We start from the raw sequence: 20,305 nt of genomic DNA on the forward strand, positions 1-20,305 counted from the left end.
CGGTAGCCTTCCTGAGGAAGGCGCACGCGACAGGGGAGGAACCGGCGGTGCACGTCCAGGAATGGCTCGACTCGGTGCCTGCGGTCGCCGTCTACGCAGTGGTGGCGCTGGTCATCGGACTGGAGAGCCTGGGCATCCCGCTGCCCGGCGAGATCGTCCTGGTCTCCGCCGCGCTGCTCTCCTCCCAGCACTCGGGCATCAACCCGATCGTCCTCGGTGCCTGCGCGACGGCCGGCGCGGTCATCGGCGACTCGATCGGCTACGCGATCGGCCGCAAGGGCGGCCGTCCGCTGCTGGCCTGGCTGGGCAGGAAGTTCCCGAGACACTTCAGCGAGGGCCATGTGGCCACCGCCGAGCGCTCCTTCGAGAAGTGGGGCATGTGGGCGGTCTTCTTCGGCCGCTTCATCGCCCTCCTCCGCATCTTCGCGGGCCCGCTGGCGGGCGTCCTGCACATGCCGTACTGGAAGTTCCTGACGGCGAACCTGCTGGGCGGCATCTGCTGGGCCGGCGGCACGACGGCGGTCGTCTACTACGTCGGGATCGTCGCCGAGGACTGGCTGAAGAGGTTCTCGTACGTGGGCTTGGCGGCGGCCGTACTGGTGGGCCTGGCATCGATGCTGATCGTGCAGCGCAGGGCGAAGAAGGTCCAGGTCACGGAGAAGGAAGCGGAACCGGTAAACGCCGGGGAGTAAATGTCTTTAGGGGCGCGGGGCGTAGTCGACGTGCGGCTCCGCCGCGTGGGCGCGACGAGCCCCCACGCACCCGCACCCGCCTCACGACCTACTCATGCACCCCGCGATGCGCCTTGGCCAACTCCGCATACAAGGTCCCGTTGAGGGTGACCCCCTGCCTTTCCTCCTCCGACAACACCCGCCGCACCTTGGCCGGCACCCCCGCCACCAACGACCCCGGCGGCACCTCCATCCCCTGCGGCACCAACGCCTGCGCGGCCACCAACGACCCCGCCCCGATCACCGCCCCGTTCAGCACGGTCGCCCCCATCCCGATGAGGCAGTCGTCCCCGACGGTCGCCCCGTGCACGACCGCGTTGTGCCCGATCGACACCCGCTCCCCGACACTCACCGGAAACCCCGGATCCGCATGGAGCGTGGCATTGTCCTGCACATTCGCCTGAGCCCCCACGGTGATCTTCTCGACGTCCCCCCGGACCACCGCGCCGTACCAGACACTGGCCCCGGCCTTCAGCGTCACGTCCCCGATCACCGAGGCCGTAGGGGCCACGAACACATCGCTCTCGATGCTCGGCTCCCGCCCCCCGATCCCCACGATCAGCGCCTTCTGGGTCATCACCGTCTCCCGTCGTCATCGATGTCCAGGGCAACCTAGCCCACCCCCTGGGGCGAAGATCACAGCAGCCCGCCCTCTTGCCGGCGGCCCCCGCTGAGTACCGTGACCCCGTGCCCAAGCCCAAGAACACGTTCTCATCCTGGCGCCGCCATCTCGGCCAACGCGCTGTCCACGCGGCCTGGGCCTGGGCGCAGCGCACCGGTTCCGTCAGCGCCGAGCACCCCGGCCGCTTCCGTTTCGGCGCGCTCGGCGAAGCCACCCGCCTCGCCTTCCCGCTCGGCACGGTCTTCGGTGAGCCGTGGATCCACCTCGGCTCGTACTGCATCGTCGCCGAACAGGTCACCCTCACCGCGGGCCTGATGCCCGACCTCGACCTCGGCCCGGACCCGATCCTGCGCATCGGCGACGGCGTGGTCCTCGGCCGCGGCAGCCATGTGATCGCCGACACGACGGTCACCATCGGCAGCGACTGCTACTTCGGTCCGTACGTCTACGTCACCTCCACCAACCACTCCTACGACGACCCGCACGAGCCCATCGGCAAGCAGTGGCCCCGTATGGAGCCCGTGGAGATCGGTCCGGGCTGCTGGATCGGCACCGGCGCGGTGATCCTGCCGGGCGCGCGGATCGGCCGGAACGTGGTGGTGGCGGCCGGCGCGGTGGTGCGGGGTACGGTGCCCGACCACGCCGTGGTGGCGGGCGCCCCGGCCCGGGTCGTACGACGCTGGACCCCCGAGACCGGCTGGCAGCCGCCGCTGCGCACACCTGCTCCGGTGCCGATCCCGGAGGGCATGACACCGGAGCAGTTGCGGGCGCTCGCGGAGCTGGACGACGAGGACGTGGCGAGGCTCGCCGAACTGGAGACGGAGGGCTGAGCCGCCCGCCGAGCCGACCGGCCCTGGTTCAGCCGGTGGCCAGCAGCAGCGTCCCCACCAGCGCCAGCCCCGCCCCCGCCGCCTGGACGGCCCGCAGGCGTTCGCTGAGGAAGCCGCGGGCCGCGAGCGCGGTGACCACCGGGTAGAGCGAGGCGAGCACCGCGGCGACGGTGACCGGGCCGTGCTGGGCGGCGACCGAGTAGGTGCCGTTCGCCGCGACGTCCGCGAGACCGACGAAGCCCAGCGCCGGGAGGGTGGACCAGGCGAAGCCGCCCTCGGGCAGCGCGGGCGAGCCCCTCCGCACGGACAGCCACAGGGCCGCGCCGCCCCCGGCGACGTTCGTCAGCCGCTGCACGAACAGGGCCAGGAACAGGCCGGTGACGTTGGTGGACGCCTCCGTGATCAGCGCGAACACCGTGCCGAAGCCGCCCGCCGCGACCAGGGTGAGCAGGATCGCCCGGCGCTGGACGGGCGCGCCGCGCAGCTGCGGGCCGCCCGCCAGGACGACGCCGGTGACGGCGACCGCGATGCCCGCGACCTGGACCAGGCCCGGACGCTCGCCGAGGAACAGCCCGACGCCGACCGGGACGGCGACGCTCAGTGTGGCCAACGGGGAGACGACGCCCATCGGGCCCAGGGCGAGCGCCTTGTAGAAGGAGAAGAGCGCGACCGGCCCGACCAGGCCCGCCGCGAACGCGAACCAGAGCCGGGGCCCGGCCTCGCTCCAGCCGCCCGTGGCGACCACGATCACACCGAGCACCGCCGCCGCGATGCCCTGTGAGACGACGATCACCGTGAGCGCCGGGGCGCGTCGAGTGAGCAGCCCGCCGCCGAAGTCGGCCAGTCCCCACAGGAGACTGGTGGTCAGGGCGAAGAATGCTGTCACGGCCCGCCTCGCAGTACAGTTCGGTGAACGATCAGGTACACCCCACCGTAGTTCATTCAGTTGAACTCTGTCATTCAGGATACTGGACCGCGATGATCTCGACGATGGACGGAACGTGTCGGACCTCGACCTGCTGACCCAGTCCCTGGCCCGCAACGTCAAGCACTGGCGCTCGGTGCGCGGCTTCACCCTCGACGTGCTCGCGGCCCGTGCCGCGGTCAGCCGCGGCATGCTCATCCAGATCGAGCAGGCCCGCACCAACCCGAGCATCGGCACGGTCGTCAAGATCGGTGACGCCCTCGGTGTGAGCATCACCACGCTGCTCGACTACGAACAGGGCCCGAAGGTCCGGCTCGTCCCCGCCGACAAGGCCGTGCGGCTGTGGCACACCGAGGGCGGCAGCTACAACCGCCTGCTCGCCGGCACCGAGGCGCCCGGACCGCTGGAGATGTGGGACTGGCATCTGATGCCGGGCGAGAGCAGCCCGTCGGAGCCGCACCCCGCCGGCACTGTGGAGATCGTCCATGTCACCGCCGGTGAACTGACCCTCACGGTCGACGGGGCCGAGTACCGCGTGCCGACGGGCGCGAGCGCCTCCTTCGAGGCGAACACGCCCCATGTGTACGGCAATACGGGGGACGTGCCGATGGACATGGTGATGACGGTCTCCGTCCCTCCGGTGCCCTGAGACCCGGCGGGCGGGCTGTTAGCGTGCGGGCATGCGTGCACCCATCGGAGACTTCGACACCGCCACCCCCGCCCCCGACTGTCTCGACGAGCTGACCGCCCCGGTCGCCGACGCCGTACGCCACTGGAGCGGTGCCGTACCCGCGGACCAGATCCTCTACGTCGAGACCGACCCGCAGTGGGCGGACACCGCCGTCTTCGTCGAGCACTACGGACGCGAACTGCTGGAGCAGTCGGCCAACTGCGTGGTCGTGGCGGGCAAGCGCGGCGGCGAGACGACGCTGGCGGCCTGCCTGGTCCCGTCCACCACCAAGGTCGACGTCAACGGCGTCGTGCGACGCCAACTCGGCGCCCGCAAGGCGTCGTTCGCCTCGATGGACACCGCGATCGGCGAGACCGGCATGGAGTACGGCGGCATCACCCCGATCGGACTCCCGTGCGACTGGCCCCTGTTGGTGGACTCGGCCGTCGCCGGCCTGCCCTGGGTCCTGGTCGGCAGCGGTCGCCGCCGCGGCAAACTCCTGGTCCCCGGCAAGGCGTTCGCCCAGATGCCGGGCGCGGTGGTGCTCGACGGGCTGGGCGTCTAGGACGGGGCGTGGGCGTGGTGTGCCAGTGCCAGGTGGGGGTCCGCCTCGCCCGGCGCAGGTGCCGGGTCCGCGTGCACCAGCGCCGCCGTCAGCCGCGGTACGGCGTGCAGCAGCGCGTGCTCGGCCCCGACCGCGATCGCGTGCGCCTGCCGTACGGTCGCCTCGCCGTCCACGACGACCGCGACCTCGGCGCGCAGCCGGTGCCCGATCCACCGCAACCGCAGCTCACCCACCTCGCGCACCCCCGGCACCGCGCGCAGCGCCCGCTCGGCCCGGTCCACCAGTTCCGGGTCCACGGCGTCCATCACGCGCCGGAACACCTCGCGCGCCGCGTCCCGCAGCACCAGCGCGATCGCGGCGGTGATCGTCAACCCCACGATCGGGTCGGCGAGTTGCCAGCCGAGCGCCGAACCGCCGGCCCCCAGCAGCACGGCCAGTGAGGTGAATCCGTCGGTGCGGGCGTGCAGCCCGTCGGCCACCAGCGCGGCCGAGCCGATGTCCCGGCCCACCCGGATCCGGTACCGGGCCACCCACTCGTTCCCGGCGAAGCCGGCCAGCGCGGCCACCGCGACCGCCGGGACATGGGTGACGGGCCGCGGATCCAGCAGCCGGTCCACCGCTGTCCACGCGGCGAACGCGGCCGACGCCGTGATCGTCAGTACGATCGCGATCCCCGCGAGATCCTCGGCCCGCCCGTAGCCGTAGGTGAAGCGGCGGTTCGCGGCGCGGCGCCCCAGCACGAAGGCGATGCCCAGCGGTACGGCGGTCAGCGCGTCGGCGGCGTTGTGCACCGTGTCGCCGAGCAGCGCGACGGAGCCGGACAGGATCACGACGACCGCCTGGACGAGCGCCGTCACGCCGAGCACGGCCAGCGAGACCCACAGCGCCCGCATGCCCCGCGCCGAGGACTCCAGGGCGGAGTCGAGCTTGTCGGCGGTCTCGTGGGAGTGCGGTGTGAGGAGGTGGGGGAGGCGGTGGCGGAGCCCACCGGCCGGGGAGCGGGTGTGGGAGTGACCATGGTCATGGCCGTGCGGGTGCTCGCCGTGCCGGCCGTCGGCGTGCGCGTGCTCGCCGCGCCGGTCGTCCGCGCGTGCGTGCTCATGACGGTGGTCGTCCGCGTGTGCGTGTTCATGGTGGTGGTGCCGGTCGCTCATGCGGCTCCCCTCTCCGGTGCGCGGGACGTGGACATGCGGCGCCCACGACGCCATTATGTGCGTATGAGCGCACGCATGCACCTATCAACTGCGCATCATGCGCATCCGCGCACCCCCGGCGAGGAACAGTTCGCGCTCGCGGCCGAACTCCTCGCCCTGCTCGGCGACCGCACGCGGCTCACCCTGCTGCACGCCCTGACGGCGGGGGAGGCCGATGTCACCACGCTCACCGAGGCGTGCGGCGCGGCGCGGCCCGCCGTCAGCCAGCACCTGGCCCGGCTGCGGCTCGCGGGTCTGGTGGGCACGCGCAAGGAGGGGCGCCGGGTGGTGTACTCGCTGCGCCACGGCCATCTGCGCCGACTGGTCGGCGAGGCGCTGAAGGTGGCCGACCACCGGCTCGCCGAGACCGCGGCCGACGGCGCTACCGCAGCAGAGAGCTGAGTCGCTCCAGCAGCGCGAGCGCCTCGTCCGGATCGGTGGTCGCCGCAGCGAGCGCCGGGCCCAGCGGGGCCTCCTGCGCCACCTTCATGCGGTCGGACGGCTCGGCGGACGGGCTCAGCAGCGTACGGCGGCCGTCGCGCGGGTCGGGTTCGGTCGTGACCGCCCCGGCGCTGCGCAGCCGGGCCACGCAGTTGGAGACCTGGCTCTGTGCCAGACCGGTGCGCCTGGCGATCTCCGTGACCGTGGTCCGGGGGTGGTCGCGCAGGTCGGCGGCCACGATGAGCACCGTGCCCGTACTGGTGGGGTGCTCGCCGATGCCGTCGGTGGGGACGGCGGACTCCGCGAGCTTCTGGAGGCGGTGGCCCAGCAGGTACTCCACCGAGGCGATGCGGCATGTGCCGGCACAGCTGGCCGGAGCGGCCTCCGGGGTCAACAACACGGTCCGGCAACTGGGTTCGGTCCTCGGTTCGGCCGCCGCCACCGCTCTGATGGCCGCGGGGGCCACCCCGCTGGCCGGCATCCACCTGGCCATGGCCCTCGCGGTCGTCCTGCTCACCCTCGCCGGTACCGCGCTGTTCGCGACCCGTGCGGGAAACCCGGCGGCCGTCCCAGCACAGCGCTCAGAACGCTGCGGCCGAACCGAGGTACTGCTCGGCGAAGGCCGTCGCCGCCGCGCGTGACGTGAACAGCCTGCGCATCCGGGCCAGCGTGGTGCCCGCGAGGAACGGATCACCGGAAGAGGTGCCGTGGTAGATGCCGGACAGGAACTGCGAGAACTCCTGGTAGTCCCAGACCCTGCGCAGACAGGCGTGCGAGTAGCCGTCCAGTCCGGAGTCGTCGCCCTCGACGACATGCGCGGTGAGCGCGTCGCCCAGCAGGAAGGCGTCGTGCAGCGCGAGGTTCATGCCCTTGGCGGCGATCGGCGCGGTCAGGTGACCGGCGTCGCCGGCCAGCAAGAGACGGCCGAACATCATCGGTTCGACGACGTAGTTGTGCATGTCCAGCACGCGCTTCTCGATCAGCCGCCCCTCGTTGAGCGGTGGCGCGCCGGCCGCGCCGAGGCGTTCGTGCAGCTCCGTCCAGACCCGGTCGTGAGTCCAGTTCTCCGGATCGTCGCCGGGCGGGCACTGGAGGTAGTAGCGGGTGACCTCGGGACTGCGGGCCATGTGCCCGGCGAACCCGTTCGGATGGACGCCGAACAGCACACAGTCCGAGGACGGCGGCGCCTCGGCGAGCAGCGCCAGCCACCCTACGCCGTAGTCCTGCCGCCCGATCCGCACCCGCCCGGCCGGAATCGCGTCCCGGCTCACCCCGCGTGCGCCGTCGCAGCCCGCGACGAACTCGCAGCGCAGGACGTGCCGCCGACCGCTCTCCGGGTCGGCGTACGACACGGCGGGCCGGTCGGTCTCCAGGTCGTGCAGCGTGACGTCGCGCACCCCGAACCTGATGTCCCCGCCGCGGACGTCGGCGTACTCCCGCACCAGGTCCGTCACCAGCAACGGCTGCGGGTAGACGTAATGGTGATGACCCGTCAGGTCGCCGTAGTCGAAGCGGAAGCGCTCGCCGGAGAAGCGGAACTCGCACTCGGAGTGCAACTGCGCCCGGTTGAGCAGGTTGTCGGCCAGCCCGCGTTGTCGCAGACCGCGTACCACCCATTCCTCGATGACCCCGGCCCGCGGCCGCGTTTCTATGAACTGTCTGCTCTCGGTCTCCAGGACCACACAGTCGATGCCGGCGGCCCGCAGGACGTTCCCGACGGTCAGGCCGGCGGGCCCGGCGCCCACGACGACGACCGTACGGCGTTCCTCGGGCCCGGAGTTGGAGTGGGGAGAGGGGTGAGTCACCCCCGCATTATGACGGTGTCCCGTCAGCCGAGACCGGCCGCCGGGGTCGGCGGCCGGCTTCGGGTGGTTCTGGAGGGCGACCCGCGTCAAGCGGGTACCCGCATCAGGAGTGGATCTTTATCGGGGTGGTGCACAGGCTCTTGGCGGCGATGTCGCCGACGACCTCGCTCAGGCAGATCCGCATCTTGGTCCCGTTGGCGTACTTCTTGTCGAACTTCGAGGGGAAGTAGACGCCGTAGTCGTCCGTGTTCGACGACGCCTTCTTGCTGGAGGCCAGCTTTCCGTTGATGTACAAGGTCACCTTGGGGCGACCCCAGATTCCCATGTAGTGCCCGTGGAGCGACTTCACCTTCAATCCGGAGCCCTGCACGTCGAGGCAGACCGTGTTCGACTCCTCGGTCGTCAGCTGGTGAGTCGCGCATTCCTGAGCCGAGGCGAACGCGGTGCCGGTGCCGGTGACCACGACGATCGTGGAGGTCAGTGGCACCAGCAGGGCGAGCGTTGCCGCCCGCAAGATCTTGTTGCGCATGTGAGCTGTTTCTCCCGTTGGTCATCGCAGAGTTGTTCGTCTGTTTTCCAGACCTTCCGCGATGGATGCCGTAGGGATTGATCACCGGTTGCGATCGAGCGATTACCGGTACTTGATCAAATCTGCGTGATCTTTGACATCGATTTGCATCGATTCGACCAACCGGCCACCTTCGATGGTGTGTTCGACGGCCGCTGTCCGTGCCTCTACGTGCCTGTGCCGCCTGCCACGGCTTGCGGGCCATGGCAGGCGGCACGGGTGGGTCGAGTGGACCGGACGTCAGTGCGCCGGGGCGTCGGTGACCGTCACCTCGTCGATGCTGCGTTCGATGTCCTCCGCCGTGGACGACGTCGCCTTCGCCCAGTAGTAGATGACCACCGAGAAGGCGGCGATGATCAGGATGTCCCACCACAGGCCGATGTGGCCCTGGCCGCCGAAGCCGCCCTGCCAGGAGATCACGCCCATGCCCAGCAGATAGACGGGCAGCCACTGGGCGGCCTTGAAGTCCAGCCGGGGTGCGTCCGGCAGGTTCTTGCTGTGGGCGTAGAAGGCGTAGCTGCCGAGCAGCAGGTAACCCAGCACGATCGCCAGGCCGAGCCGCCACAGGGTGCCCCATCCGGCCCAGTAGATGATCAGGTTGGCCACCACGAACGCCACCGGGGAGATCACCTTGCCGGCGGGCAGCCGGTACGGGCGCTCCAGGCCCGGCAGTTTGTCCGCGAAGACGCCGTACGCCAGCGGGGCGCCCGCGTACATCAGCACGCTCGCGGAGGTGATGAAGCCGACCAGCTGGTGCCAGCTCGGGAACGGCAGGAAGCAGATCACACCGGTCACGAAGGACATGACGAGCCCGAACCACGGCACACCCCGCGCGTCGGTCTTCGTGAAGATCTTCGGGGCGTAACCGTTCTTCGCCAGGCCGTAGGAGACCCGGGAGGTGGCGGTGGTGTAGATCAGGCCGGTGCCGCCGGGGGAGATGATCGCGTCCAGGTAGAGGACCCAGGCCAGCCAGCCGAGGCCCGCCAGGGTGGCGAGGCCGGCCCACGGACCGCTGTCGCCCTTGTACGCGAGGTGGGCCCAGCCGTGCGCGAAGGAGCTGTGCGGCAGCGCAGCGATGAACACGACCTGGAGCGCGACGTAGATGACGGCGCCGATTGCGACCGAGCCGAGCGTGGCGCGCGGCAGGTCCTTCTTCGGGTTGCGGCTCTCGCCCGCCAGCTGGATGGCCTGCTCGAAGCCGAGCAGCGCGAAGATGATGCCGCTGGTGCTGATCGCGGCGAGCACGCCCTTGGCGCCGAACGGCGCGAAGCCCTCCGAGTGGAAGTTGGCGGGGTGGAAGTTGCCGGCGGCGATGACGAAGATCGCGCCCAGCGGCACGGCGATCTTCCACCAGGTCGCGGCGCTGTTGGTGTGGGCGAGCGCCCGGACGCCGAAGAAGTTCACTCCGACGAAGACCGCCATCAGCACGATCGCCACCAGCAGGCCGCTGGTCGTCAGGGTCTTGTCGGCGTGCTGGAAGTGCTGTGCCCAGGACCAGTGACCGGCGTAGCCGATCATCGCCTCGACCTCGATCGGCGCCACGGTCGCCGCCTGGAGCCAGGAGAACCAGCCGAAGGACATGCCGGCCAGGCCGCCGAACGCGTAGTGGGGGTAACGGGCCGTGCCGCCGGCCACCGGGAACATGCCGCCGAGCTCGGCGTGCACCAGGGCCAGCAGTACGATCGCGACCGCGCCGATCACCCACGAGATGATCGCCGAGGGACCGGCCTGTATCACCGCGTCGTGCGCGCCGTACAGCCATCCGGAGCCGATGATCGAGCCCACAGAGGCCCACATCAGGCCGATCAGGCCGACGTCCCGCCTCAGGCCGCCGGAAGGCCTGGTGTCCTCCGGTGCGGCGTTCTCGACACTCACCATGTCAAGTGGCCTCTCATTTTCTGAACGCAGATTTAACGAGCAAGAGGGCACAACTTAAGGGCGGGTTCCGGAAGGACAGAAGACCCTTGCCAAAGATTTGACCCTCGATCTTGCCTGTCTTGGCCAAAGCTTTTGCGCAGGTGAGCAAGGGTCACGGAATGTCCGTATTCAGTTGTGATATGTGAGAAGAGGGTGAGACAGGCAAGCTCAGATCAAGCTCAAATCCGGGCTCAGATCCGGCTCAGTCGCGGAATTTCGATGGCCGGGCAGCGGTCCATGACCATGTCCGGACCCGCGGCCCGCACCCGCTCGTACGCGGCCTCGTCGATCACCCCGAGCTGGAACCACACCGCCTTCGCACCCTTCGCCAGCGCCTCGTCCGCGACCGGCCCGGCCAGGTCGCTGTTGACGAAGACGTCCACCACGTCGACGTCGAAGGGGATGTCCGCCAGTGACGCGTAGCCCTGCTCGCCGTGCACCGTCTCCGCCTTGGGGTGGACCGGCACGATCCGCTTGCCGAACCGCTGCAGTACCTGTGCCACTCCGTACGCCGCCCGCTCCCGGTTGGCGGACAGGCCCACCACCGCCCAGGTGTCGCCCGTCTCGGTCAGGATCCTGCGGATCGTCGCTTCGTCGCCGTACACCGTCGGCCTCCTCGGTTCAGGGGGAATACTCGCCGTCGGCAACAGCGTCCGCCGGATCCAGATTCCCCGGCCCGGGCCGGGCGTGGCGCAGTACAGGCGGCACAGTCCGCGCGGCAGGGGTTGTCCCATGTCCCGCATGTCCCGCCACGGTGACCTGAATCGTCGCAAGGTGCCTGCGTACGCCCCTCCGCACGCCTACGCTCAGGCCGTGCTGCGCATTCTCGACGCCAAGACCGGTGAGACCGTCCCCGCCGCCCCCGCCCGCCGTGCTCTGACCCGGGTCGAGGCACATGCCTCCGGGTACGACCTGACGGCGCTGCGGGTCCTGCTCACCACCGACCTGCTCCTGCGCGCCCTGGAGATCGGCGGCACCCCCGTCCTGCCCCTGCTCACCGCCGACCGCCACCAGGCCGAGCTGCACGCCGCCGCCACCACCCTGGGGATCCGCCCCTTCGAGGACGGCCGGGACCTGTCGTCGGGACTGGGTGAGGCCCAGGTCGTCCACGTCGCGGCGGAGGGCGTCACCGTGCCCGGCGCAGGAGCGTCCGGCGCAGGTGTGTCCGTCGCCGTCGCCTCCGCGAGTGGCCCGGACGCCGACGTACTCAACCAGCTCGCCGACCCCGCCGTGCTCCGGCTCGCCCTTCTCGACGCCCCGCGCGGCACGGCCGTCCACCTCGGTGCCGGTGCCCTCGACGAGGCCGGGCGGCGGCTCGGCCGGCTGCGGCAGTCGGTGGCCCACTGGGCGCGCAGCCCCTCGCGGCCGGTGCCGGAGAAAGTAAGGGGACGCCTGCGGGACGCCTGGGAGGACGACCTCGACGTCCCCGGGGTGCTCGCCGTCCTGCGCTGGATGGAGAACCAGCCCGAGATCCCGGACGGCGCCCGCTTCGAGACCTGCGCCTATGCCGACCGGCTGCTCGCCCTCGACCTCACCCGCGACCTGGGCAGGTTCGCGTGATCGCCCGGGCGGGTGCGGGCCCGCTGCGCCGCCTGGTCGTCCTGCGGCACGCCAAGTCCGCCTGGCCCGAGGGGGTCTCCGACCCGCTGCGTCCGCTCGCGGCCCGCGGCCGCCGCGACGGCCCCGCGGCGGGCCGCGCCCTCGCCGAGTCCGACTGCCTGCCCGACCTCGCGATCTGCTCCACCGCCGTACGCGCCCGGCAGACCTGGGAACTCGCCTCCGGGCAGTGGGGCACGCCACCCCCGGTCCGCTACGACCGGCGGATGTACGCGGCCGGCGTCCCCGAACTCCTGGAGGTCGTGCGCGAGGTCCCGGACGAGGTGGAGACCCTGCTGTTGGTCGGGCACAACCCGGGACTGGAGGAACTGGTCCTCGAACTCGCCGGCGACGGCCTGGACGACACGCTGGAGCAGGTGCGCATGAAGTTCCCGACGTCCGCGATCGCCGTACTGGCCTGGCACGGCACCGAGTGGGCGGCGCTGGGGCCGGGGACGGCCCTGCTGACGGAGGTGACGGTGGCGCGGGGGAGGAAGGAGTAGCCGCGCCTCGACGACCCCGGACCTGCGCATAGGGTGGGCGGATGCAGGACGAGTACCGCACAGTCGCCCACGCGGGCACGCACGAGACCGAGGTCAACCGCTCCCGCTTCCTGTGTGCCCTCGCCCCGGCGGCCACCGAACAGGAGGCCCAGGACTTCGTCGGGGCGATCCGCAAGGAGCACGCCGACGCCACCCACAACTGCTGGGCGTACGTCATCGGCGCCGACGCCTCCACCCAGAAGGCCAGCGACGACGGCGAACCGGGCGGCACCGCCGGCGTCCCCATGCTCCAGATGCTGCTGCGCCGCGACATGCGCTACGTCGTCGCCGTCGTCACCCGCTACTACGGAGGCGTCAAGCTCGGCGCGGGCGGACTCATCCGCGCGTACGGCGGCGCGGTCGGCGAGGCCCTCGACGTCCTCGGCACGATCACCCGCCGCCGCTTCCGGCTCGCCACGGTGACCGTCGACCACCAGCGCGCCGGCAAGGTCCAGAACGACCTGCGGGGCACCGGCCGCGAGGTCCGCGACGTCCGCTACGGCGAGGCGGTCACCATCGAGATCGGGCTGCCGGACGCCGACGTGGACACCTTCCGTTCCTGGCTGGCCGACACGACGGCGGGCACGGCGACCCTCGAACTGGGCGGCGAGGCCTACGGCGACGCGTGACGCCCCGCGCGACGACACGGAACCGCGAGACCCGGGCCTTGACGGGGCACGGGGACGCGGCGGGACCGCGGGGTCCGGGGATCAGCGCATGACCGGGGCCTGGCGGAGTTCGCTGACGAGCTGTGGGGTGAGGAGCACGCCGGCGCGGTCCGCGAGGACGGCCATCTCGTAGACGAGCTTCATGCAGCGGGAGCCGTGCGTCTGGGCGGCGTTCTGCGTGAGGGACACGATGCCGGAGATCACGCGGGCAGGTGGTCGGCGAGGTCGCGGGCCATCCCGTCCGAGGCGGCGATGAGCAGACCGTCGGACGAGACGGCGATCGCGCGGGTGACACCGTCCGTGGTGCGGACGAACTCCGGGACGAGCCGGCCGAGGTTCTGGTGTGCGGAGGTCACAGGGGGGGCCTATCGGGTCTCGGCGCGTGCGACGCCCGCACGGAAGCCGAGCGCGTTGCGTATGGACCGCGCCGAGCCTCGCGGGACCAAGGACCGCATCGGTGGCTTCCTCCCCGTTTGCCTCACCGGACTGTGACTATCTTCATGAATCAATCACATGTTTCATGTATATGTCCGTACATTTCAGGTGACTCGGCGTGTCGGTCAACCGACGATCCCGGTAAGGGGAATAGCCACTTCGAGTGTTGAAACGGAACAGATCAGGACAATCGGCTGCTTCGCGCGCAAGGGGAAGGGGATGCCCAATCCGTGCGGCGGATACCCCCCGCTGTTGCGAGCCTCCGGTCGGGGGTGGTTGCGTGCGCGTTGCGCGTGCGACTTACTCTTACAACTTGTAGGAGTCGCCGGGGAGGGTGTCAGCGCGTCCCGGTCAGGTCCCCTCATGGGGCACCCGGCGGGCGGTCTCGCGGCGATTGCGGGGCCGTGTCCTGGGCTGAGGAGTGGCGAGAATGAGCGAACACCGGCGCCGATCGTCGGGGAGGGCCGTACCGTCCGGCTCTGACGGCACGCCGGGCGGCGGCCGGGCCGCGGCGCGGAGGGCTGCCCAGGCCCAGGCCCAGTCCCCGGGCGGGCGTGCCCGCCGTGCCGGGGGCGCCCGACGTGCGAATGCTGGACGCTCCGGTCGTGGCCGACTGATCGACTACCCGCGGGCGGACAGACGCGGCCTCCGGCGGTGGCTGCCTTCGTGGAAGCTGGTGTCCGGCACCTTCCTGCTGTTCGTCGGCTGCCTGCTGGGCCTGTTCGGCTATGCCTACGCCACGACGACGATCCCCGGCGCGAACCCCAGTACGCAGGCGCAGAGCAACACCTACTACTGGTCGGACGGCTCGGTGATGGCCACCCAGGGGTCGACCAACCGGCAGAACGTCGATCTCGCCCAGGTCCCGAAGCTGGTGCAGTGGGACTTCCTCGCCGCGGAGAACGCCACCTTCTACACCGACCCGGGCGTCGACACGCAGGGCATGCTCCGTGCCGTCTACCACATGGCCACGGGCGGTGAGGTGCAGTCGGGGTCCACCATCACCCAGCAGTTCGTGAAGAACACCTACCTCAGCCAGGACCAGTCGGTCACCCGCAAGCTGAGGGAGATCATGATCTCCCTGAAGATCGGGGACCAGCTGTCCAAGCAGCAGATCCTCCAGGGCTACCTCAACAGCTGCTACTACGGCCGGGACGCGTACGGCATCGAGGCCGCGGCCCGCACCTACTACCACGTGCACGCCTTCCAGTTGAGCGTCAGCCAGGGCGCCTTCATCGCCGCCACGGTCAACGAGCCGAGCCTGCTGATGCATGCCGACACCGACCCTCAGGCCAAGGCCCAGGCCGAGGCGCGCTGGAAGTACGTGCTGGACCGCATGGTCAAGATCAACAAGATCACCGCCGCCCAGGAACAGCGGTACCTCGCCGCCGGGTTCCCCACGCCCAAGTCCTACGCGCCCTCCGCGGGGATGGCCGGGCAGACCGGTTACCTGGTGCAGGTCGCGACGAAGTACGTGGAGGCCCACGCCTCCCTCACGGACCAGCAGTTGGGGCGCGGCGGCTACCAGATCTACACGACCTTCGACAAGAAGAAGGTCAGCGCGCTGTCGGCGTCCGTCGCGGCGATGGAGCGCAAGCACCTCGACCCGCAGCACCGCTCGGCCGACAAGGACGTCCAGGTCGGCGCGGCGTCGATCGACCCGTCCACCGGCGCGATCGTGGCGCTGTACGGCGGGGCCGGCTGGAACAAGGGTCACTGGACGGACAACGCGGACGCGGCCGGCGTGCCGGTCGGCTCCACCTTCAAGCCCATCGACCTGGCCGCCGCTCTCGACCACGGCGCCGTCCTCTCTCCCGGGCAGCCGGCCGCACCGATCACCCCGGACTCGAAGTTCGACGGCGACGACGGCATCACCATAAAGAACCAGCAGGGCCAGGAGCTGCCGGACTCCAGCGACCCCACGGGGCTCCTGCACCAGCGCAACGACGTGACCACGAAGTGGGGTTACATCACGCTGCGCAAGGCGATGGAGCAGTCGGTCAACACCCCCTACGTCCAGCTCGGCGAGTACGTCGGCTACGACAACGTGGAGGGCGAGGCCCTGAAGGCGGGGCTCCTGCGCACAAGCCTGCAGTACGACACCCCGGGCTTCTACATCGGTACCTCCACACCGTCGGCGATCCGGATGGCGGACGCGTACGCCACCTTCGACGACAGCGGGGTCCAGCACGAGCCGTACTCGGTGACCAAGGTCGACGCCGACGGCCGACAGCTGACCGGCTTCGACAAGCCCAAGGGCACCCAGGCGATGCCCTCCTCGACCGCCGACACCGTCACCGACGTCCTGCGGGACGTGGTCAAGAACGGCACCGGAACCAACGCCCAGGCGCTGGGCCGCCCGGCGGCCGGAAAGACCGGTACGACCGACGACTACAAGTCCGCCTGGTTCATCGGCTACACCCCGCAACTGACCACGGCCGTGAGCATGTTCAAGGAGAACCCGAAGAACGCCGGCCTCCAGTCGATGCAGGGTGTCGGCGGCTACGCCAAGGTCTTCGGTGCCGACATGCCCACCGAGGTGTGGACCGGCTACATGACCGCCGCCCTCCAGGGACAGCCCGTCCAGCAGTTCCCGCCCGCGCCCCAGCTGGGCCAGGGCACGGACGAATACGGCGCACCCTCGCCCACACCCTCCGCCACCGTGACCCAGAGCACGCCCACGGCCACCCCGACCGCACCGTCCACCCCGAATCCCACCACCGGAACCTGCCACCGGCACCGGCACCGGGGGCAGTGCGTCAGCCCGAGTCCGACCGACACCACCGGCACCACCACCGGCACCACCGGCGGCGGGCTGCTCGGCGGTACGACCGGCGGCACGACCGGTGGTGGCACCTCACCCTCACCGACGACCGGCTCGCCGACTCCGGCCGGCGTCCGCGGAGGGCCTTGATCCGCGTCATGACGGCCGGTCGGGTGCCAGGACTGCAGAAGGCGGTCGGTGGAAGACGGACGGGTAGCCTGTCCGCAAAGACGGCGAAGGAAGGCGGACGGCGAGGTGGCGGGCCGAGGAGACGAGGAAGCCCAGGAGGCCCACGAGGCATCCGGCAGGCGGGCGCGCGGCGCACTCGAGAGCGACGTGCTCGCCGCGCTCTGGGCCGCGGACGGTCCGCAGACCGCGCGTGAGGTCAGGGAGCGGCTGCCGGGCGACCTCGCCTACACGACCGTGCTGACGATTCTGTCCCGGCTGCACGACAAGGGCATGCTCGTCCGGCACCGCGAGGGCCGCGGCTACGCCTACGAACCGGCCCGCGACGAGGCGTCGCACACCGCGCAGCGCATGCACTCCCTGCTGGAGGGCGGTTCCGACCGCGAGGCGGTGCTGGCCCGTTTCGTCTCGGAACTGTCCGCGCAGGACGAGCACCTGCTGCACCAGTTGCTCTCCGGGCACGGCGACGCACCCTCCGAGGTCAAGCGCTCGGACAGGAAGCGGTGAGCCGGTGCTGGTCAGCGTCTACATCCCGTTCCTCGTCACCGCGACACTCGCGGTGCTCGCACCGCCCGCGGCACGTCGGCTGCCCCCGCGCCCGGCCGCCTGGGCGTTGGCCTGTGCCGCGCTGGTGACGGCGGCCGGATGGGCGGGGTCGCTCGCTCTGCTGGCCTTCACCGGCCTGGCGCAGATTCCGCAGATCGCGGCGGAGGGCCGCTGGTCCGTGGCCGCCCTGCGCTCCGAGGATCCGGTCTATTTCGTGGTCGCGGCCGGCAGCACGCTGGCGCTGGCGGCAGGCCTCGTCGCGCTGGGCGTGGCCGCCGTCCGGCAGGGGCGCCACCTGGTCCGGGCCTGGCGGGAGTGCGCCGAGCTGCCCGGGCGGACGGAGCTGGCCGTGCTGGACGACGACGCCCCGCTGGCCTTCGCGCTGCCCGGGGCGCCGGGCCGGATCGTCGTCTCCCGGGGGATGCTGCGCTGCCTCGGCGCCGACGAGCGCGAGGCCCTGCTCGCCCACGAGCGGGCACATCTGCGCGGCCGTCACCATGTCTTCCAGAGCGTGTGGCGGCTCACGGCCGCTCTGAACCCGTTGCTGAGGCCGGTGGCTGTGGCCGGCAACTTCGTCCTGGAGCGCTGGGCCGACGAGGAGGCCGCGGAACGGGTCGGTGACCGCACGGTCGTCGCCCACGCCGTCGGGCGAGCGGCCCTGGCGTCCGCCGGTGCGCCCCGTTCAGCCGCACTGGCCGTGACCGGCGGGGCGGTGCCCCAGCGGGTACGGGCTCTGCTGGCCCCGCCGCCCGCCCGCCGGAGCCTGCCCCTGCTGGCCGGGGGCCTGCTGCTGGTGGTCTGCTGCGCGAGCCTGGCCAATGCGGCGTCCGACAGCGACCGGATGCTGGACAGTGCGCAGTGGGCGCTGTGCACGACACGGACCGGTACCGCCGCCCCTGCGCCGACCGGCCAAGACCAAGGCCAAGGCCAAGACCAAGGCCGTGACCATGGGCCGGACGGTTGTCGCGGCGGCCACGATCGACCGGAACTGCGGAGAGCAGCGCTTCTGACCGGTCGGAGCCCCGGCCCCTGAAGGGGCAGGACGAGTGGCCGCTTCCTCGCCGGTGTCAGCGGGCGGACCGCGCGGTCACGGCGGGTTCGGCCGTCAGCAACGGGCGCAGCGCCCCATGGCTCAGGGTGCCGACCAGCGGGGTGGCCCAGCGGCGTGCGGCGAGGCTGACCAGGAGGGCGACGGGCAGGGCGAGGACCGCGGAGCCGAGTACGTCGTGCGGGTAGTGGGCGCCGACGTACACCCGGCTGAAGCCCTCCACCACGGCGAACACGGCGGCGATGGCGCTCAGGCGGCGGTCCAGCAGGAACAGCGCGGCCACCGAGGCTGCGGCCACCGTGCTGTGCCCGCTGGGGAAGGCGTAGTCCGAGGGCGCGGGGCAGGCGTCGACGACATAGGCGTGGGGCATCGACCGGCAGGGCCGTACCTCGGCCACGATCCTCTTGACGACCTCGGCGGCGGCGAAGGCGGTCAGGACGGCCACCGGTGCGGTCAGCGCCAGGGTCATCGCCCGGGTGCCGCGGCGCCGGGCGTGCCACCAGCCCGTGATCATGAGGATCGCGAAGACGCCCAGCCCGAAGTTGGTCCACACCTCCATCGGGGTGTTGAGCCACGGGGTGGCGCGTGCGAAGTCGGTGACCGAGCTGAACAGCGAGCCGTCGATGCCGGACCCGTCGAATGCCAGCTGCGCGGTGGCGGCCGCGGTCATGGCGAGGTGTCCTTCCCGTATGAGTACGCCGACGGAGGGGGCATGAAGGCAGGTGGCGCGAGCCCGCGCAACCGGTCGCACCCGCCCGCGTGGTGGCGCGTTGGAAACAGTGCAGTGACGTGAAGATGACTGCCCGGTAAATCTACTACATCTTGTAGAGTCGTAGCCGTCGGTGCCCCGTGAGTCGGATTACAGGCGGATATTCCCGGCAATCCGGTACCGGAGACGGGTGATGAACCGAGTTCTGTGGTGGAGCAGGGCCCCACAGGGGTTAGCGTGGTGGGCGCCGACCGTCAGCTTGTGCTGGTCGGTGCTGGCTCTTGAGGTGACGGAGGGGGAAACATGCAGGTCGGAGCTTCTTTGTGAGATTGCTGCACACATCCGACTGGCATCTGGGCCGGGCGTTCCACCGAGTGAACATGCTCGGGGCCCAGGCCGACTTCATCGGTCACCTGGTGACGACCGTGCGCGAGCACGCCGTCGATGCCGTGGTCGTCTCGGGAGACGTGTACGACCGCGCGGTGCCGTCCCTCGCCGCGGTCGAGCTCTTCGACGACGCCCTGCACCGGCTCGCCGGCCTCGGCGTGCCCACGGTGATGATCTCCGGCAACCACGACTCGGCCCGCCGCCTCGGCGTCGGCGCCGGTCTCATCGACCGCGCGGGCATCCACCTGCGCACCGAACCGGCGGCCGTCGGCACGCCCGTCGTCCTCGCCGACGCCTTCGGCGACGTCGCCTTCTACGGCCTGCCGTATCTCGAACCCGCCCTGGTGAAGGATGAGTTCGGGGTCGAGAAGGCCGGGCACGAGGCGGTGCTGGCCGCCGCCATGGACCGGGTCCGCGCCGACCTCGCCGCCCGCGCGCCCCGCACCCGCTCCGTCGTCCTCGCGCACGCCTTCGTCACCGGCGGCGAGGCCAGCGACAGCGAGCGGGACATCACCGTCGGCGGAGTCGCCGCCGTCCCGGCCGGTGTCTTCGACGGCGTGGACTACGCGGCCCTGGGCCATCTGCACGGCTGCCAGACCATCACCGAGCGCGTCCGCTACTCCGGCTCCCCGTTGGCGTACTCCTTCTCCGAGACCGACCACCGCAAGAGCATGTGGCTCGTCGACCTGGCCGCCGACGGCACCGTCACCGCCGAGCGCCTCGCCTGCCCGGTCCCGCGCCCGCTGGCCCGCATCCGCGGCACCCTGGACGACCTGCTCGCCGACCCCGCCCTGACCCGGCACGAGGACGCCTGGATCGAGGCCACCCTCACCGACCCGGTCCGCCCCGCCGACCCCATGGCTCGCCTCACCGACCGCTTCCCGCACACCCTCAGCCTGGTCTTCGCCCCCGACCGGGCCCCGGACGACCCCGACGTCTCCTACGCCCGCCGCCTCGCCGGCCGCACCGACCGGCAGATCGCCGAGGACTTCGTCGCCCATGTCCGCGGCGCGGGACCCGACGAACGCGAGCTGACCGTGCTGGGCGAGGCGTTCGACGCGGTGCGCGCCGACGACGCGGTGCGGGAGGTGGCGCGGTGATCGGCGTACCGGCCGGCGACCGGCGCACGGGCGGGGCGACGTGGTACCCGCGACGGA

The 20,305-nt window shown here is 71.2% G+C and carries 24 protein-coding genes; 13 read left to right on the forward strand and 11 right to left on the reverse strand.

Annotated features, from left to right (window positions below):
* Positions 1-47 precede the first annotated feature (47 nt).
* Positions 48-692, forward strand: coding sequence for a DedA family protein (locus EDD90_RS44440; RefSeq protein WP_123982274.1), 645 nt, complete (start codon positions 48-50; stop codon positions 690-692).
* An 88-nt stretch (positions 693-780) separates the two neighbouring features.
* Here EDD90_RS44440 and EDD90_RS44445 read toward each other — a convergent pair whose 3' ends face one another.
* Positions 781-1,308 (reverse strand): gamma carbonic anhydrase family protein, encoded by a 528-nt coding sequence (locus EDD90_RS44445; RefSeq protein WP_123978731.1) that lies wholly within the window; start codon positions 1,306-1,308, stop codon positions 781-783.
* Positions 1,309-1,418: 110 nt separating this feature from the next.
* Between EDD90_RS44445 and EDD90_RS44450 the strand changes: the two genes are divergently transcribed.
* Positions 1,419-2,183 (forward strand): acyltransferase, encoded by a 765-nt coding sequence (locus tag EDD90_RS44450; protein WP_123978732.1) that lies wholly within the window; start codon positions 1,419-1,421, stop codon positions 2,181-2,183.
* A 28-nt stretch (positions 2,184-2,211) separates the two neighbouring features.
* Here the strand turns inward: EDD90_RS44450 and EDD90_RS44455 are convergent, their stop codons facing one another.
* Positions 2,212-3,069, reverse strand: a complete 858-nt coding sequence (locus EDD90_RS44455) for a DMT family transporter (protein ID WP_123978733.1) — start codon at positions 3,067-3,069, stop codon at positions 2,212-2,214.
* A 115-nt stretch (positions 3,070-3,184) separates the two neighbouring features.
* On the opposite strand from EDD90_RS44455, the gene EDD90_RS44460 reads away from it, so the two are divergent.
* Entirely contained in the window at positions 3,185-3,757 is a 573-nt protein-coding gene (locus EDD90_RS44460; protein WP_123978734.1) for a helix-turn-helix domain-containing protein, read from the forward strand.
* Positions 3,758-3,788: 31 nt separating this feature from the next.
* Complete coding sequence (locus EDD90_RS44465) at positions 3,789-4,343, forward strand: YbaK/EbsC family protein (protein WP_123978735.1); 555 nt, start codon at positions 3,789-3,791, stop codon at positions 4,341-4,343.
* Here EDD90_RS44465 and EDD90_RS44470 read toward each other — a convergent pair.
* Positions 4,340-5,497, reverse strand: a complete 1,158-nt coding sequence (locus EDD90_RS44470; protein WP_123978736.1) for a cation diffusion facilitator family transporter — start codon at positions 5,495-5,497, stop codon at positions 4,340-4,342. The genes EDD90_RS44465 and EDD90_RS44470 overlap by 4 nt on opposite strands.
* Positions 5,498-5,560: 63 nt before the next feature.
* Here EDD90_RS44470 and EDD90_RS44475 point away from each other — a divergent pair, with 63 nt between their 5' ends.
* Complete coding sequence (locus EDD90_RS44475) at positions 5,561-5,938, forward strand: metalloregulator ArsR/SmtB family transcription factor (RefSeq protein WP_260328492.1); 378 nt, start codon at positions 5,561-5,563, stop codon at positions 5,936-5,938.
* On the opposite strand, the gene EDD90_RS44480 is transcribed toward EDD90_RS44475, so the two are convergent.
* Positions 5,919-6,317 carry a helix-turn-helix domain-containing protein gene (locus EDD90_RS44480; RefSeq protein WP_260328493.1) on the reverse strand — a complete coding sequence of 133 codons (399 nt, stop codon included), beginning with the start codon at positions 6,315-6,317 and terminating at the stop codon, positions 5,919-5,921. The genes EDD90_RS44475 and EDD90_RS44480 overlap by 20 nt on opposite strands.
* A gap of 7 nt (positions 6,318-6,324) precedes the next feature.
* Here EDD90_RS44480 and EDD90_RS57905 point away from each other — a divergent pair, with 7 nt between their 5' ends.
* Entirely contained in the window at positions 6,325-6,618 is a 294-nt protein-coding gene (locus EDD90_RS57905; protein ID WP_260328494.1) for a hypothetical protein, read from the forward strand.
* On the opposite strand, the gene EDD90_RS44485 is transcribed toward EDD90_RS57905, so the two are convergent.
* The 4 genes from EDD90_RS44485 to EDD90_RS44500 form a co-directional block, all read right to left on the reverse strand.
* Complete coding sequence (locus EDD90_RS44485; protein ID WP_123978737.1) at positions 6,559-7,782, reverse strand: 4-hydroxybenzoate 3-monooxygenase; 1,224 nt, start codon at positions 7,780-7,782, stop codon at positions 6,559-6,561. The two genes, EDD90_RS57905 and EDD90_RS44485, sit on opposite strands and share 60 nt — an antisense overlap.
* A 103-nt stretch (positions 7,783-7,885) precedes the next feature.
* Entirely contained in the window at positions 7,886-8,311 is a 426-nt protein-coding gene (locus EDD90_RS44490) for a hypothetical protein (protein ID WP_123978738.1), read from the reverse strand.
* Positions 8,312-8,590: 279 nt separating this feature from the next.
* The gene (locus tag EDD90_RS44495; RefSeq protein ID WP_123978739.1) at positions 8,591-10,228 is read right to left on the reverse strand and encodes an APC family permease; all 1,638 of its coding nucleotides are present in this window, start codon (positions 10,226-10,228) and stop codon (positions 8,591-8,593) included.
* A gap of 230 nt (positions 10,229-10,458) precedes the next feature.
* Positions 10,459-10,872 (reverse strand): CoA-binding protein, encoded by a 414-nt coding sequence (locus tag EDD90_RS44500; protein WP_123978740.1) that lies wholly within the window; start codon positions 10,870-10,872, stop codon positions 10,459-10,461.
* A gap of 208 nt (positions 10,873-11,080) precedes the next feature.
* On the opposite strand from EDD90_RS44500, the gene EDD90_RS44505 reads away from it, so the two are divergent.
* The 3 genes from EDD90_RS44505 to EDD90_RS44515 are packed head-to-tail and all read left to right on the forward strand — an operon-like array spanning position 11,081 to position 13,034.
* A complete protein-coding gene (locus EDD90_RS44505) occupies positions 11,081-11,827 on the forward strand; it encodes a hypothetical protein (protein WP_123982280.1) in 747 nt (248 codons plus the stop codon).
* Complete coding sequence (locus EDD90_RS44510; protein WP_123978741.1) at positions 11,824-12,366, forward strand: histidine phosphatase family protein; 543 nt, start codon at positions 11,824-11,826, stop codon at positions 12,364-12,366. Before EDD90_RS44505 ends, EDD90_RS44510 begins: the two co-directional genes overlap by 4 nt.
* Before the next feature lie 41 nt (positions 12,367-12,407).
* Complete coding sequence (locus tag EDD90_RS44515) at positions 12,408-13,034, forward strand: YigZ family protein (protein WP_123978742.1); 627 nt, start codon at positions 12,408-12,410, stop codon at positions 13,032-13,034.
* 81 nt (positions 13,035-13,115) lie between these two features.
* On the opposite strand, the gene EDD90_RS58705 is transcribed toward EDD90_RS44515, so the two are convergent.
* Positions 13,116-13,277, reverse strand: a complete 162-nt coding sequence (locus EDD90_RS58705) for a hypothetical protein (RefSeq protein WP_311737251.1) — start codon at positions 13,275-13,277, stop codon at positions 13,116-13,118.
* Complete coding sequence (locus EDD90_RS58710) at positions 13,274-13,429, reverse strand: roadblock/LC7 domain-containing protein (protein ID WP_311737252.1); 156 nt, start codon at positions 13,427-13,429, stop codon at positions 13,274-13,276. The genes EDD90_RS58705 and EDD90_RS58710 overlap by 4 nt, the downstream gene beginning before the upstream one ends.
* Positions 13,430-14,184: 755 nt before the next feature.
* Here EDD90_RS58710 and EDD90_RS44525 point away from each other — a divergent pair.
* The 3 genes from EDD90_RS44525 (at position 14,185) to EDD90_RS44535 (ending at position 18,037) form a co-directional block, all read left to right on the forward strand.
* On the forward strand, positions 14,185-16,422 hold the full coding sequence (locus tag EDD90_RS44525) for a transglycosylase domain-containing protein (protein ID WP_260328495.1): 2,238 nt from the start codon (positions 14,185-14,187) through the stop codon (positions 16,420-16,422).
* Positions 16,423-16,527: 105 nt separating this feature from the next.
* Positions 16,528-16,965 (forward strand): BlaI/MecI/CopY family transcriptional regulator, encoded by a 438-nt coding sequence (locus tag EDD90_RS44530; RefSeq protein ID WP_123978743.1) that lies wholly within the window; start codon positions 16,528-16,530, stop codon positions 16,963-16,965.
* A gap of 4 nt (positions 16,966-16,969) precedes the next feature.
* Positions 16,970-18,037: a M56 family metallopeptidase gene (locus EDD90_RS44535; protein ID WP_123978744.1), complete on the forward strand. Its 1,068-nt coding sequence runs from the start codon at positions 16,970-16,972 to the stop codon at positions 18,035-18,037.
* Positions 18,038-18,071: 34 nt separating this feature from the next.
* On the opposite strand, the gene EDD90_RS44540 is transcribed toward EDD90_RS44535, so the two are convergent.
* Positions 18,072-18,722, reverse strand: a complete 651-nt coding sequence (locus EDD90_RS44540; RefSeq protein WP_123978745.1) for a phosphatase PAP2 family protein — start codon at positions 18,720-18,722, stop codon at positions 18,072-18,074.
* A 362-nt stretch (positions 18,723-19,084) separates the two neighbouring features.
* On the opposite strand from EDD90_RS44540, the gene EDD90_RS44545 reads away from it, so the two are divergent.
* The gene (locus EDD90_RS44545; protein WP_123978746.1) at positions 19,085-20,248 is read left to right on the forward strand and encodes an exonuclease SbcCD subunit D; all 1,164 of its coding nucleotides are present in this window, start codon (positions 19,085-19,087) and stop codon (positions 20,246-20,248) included.
* Positions 20,249-20,305 lie beyond the last annotated feature (57 nt).

Origin of the sequence: Streptomyces sp. Ag109_O5-1 (assembly GCF_003814875.1) — a bacterium.
Lineage (GTDB): Bacteria > Actinomycetota > Actinomycetes > Streptomycetales > Streptomycetaceae > Streptomyces > Streptomyces sasae.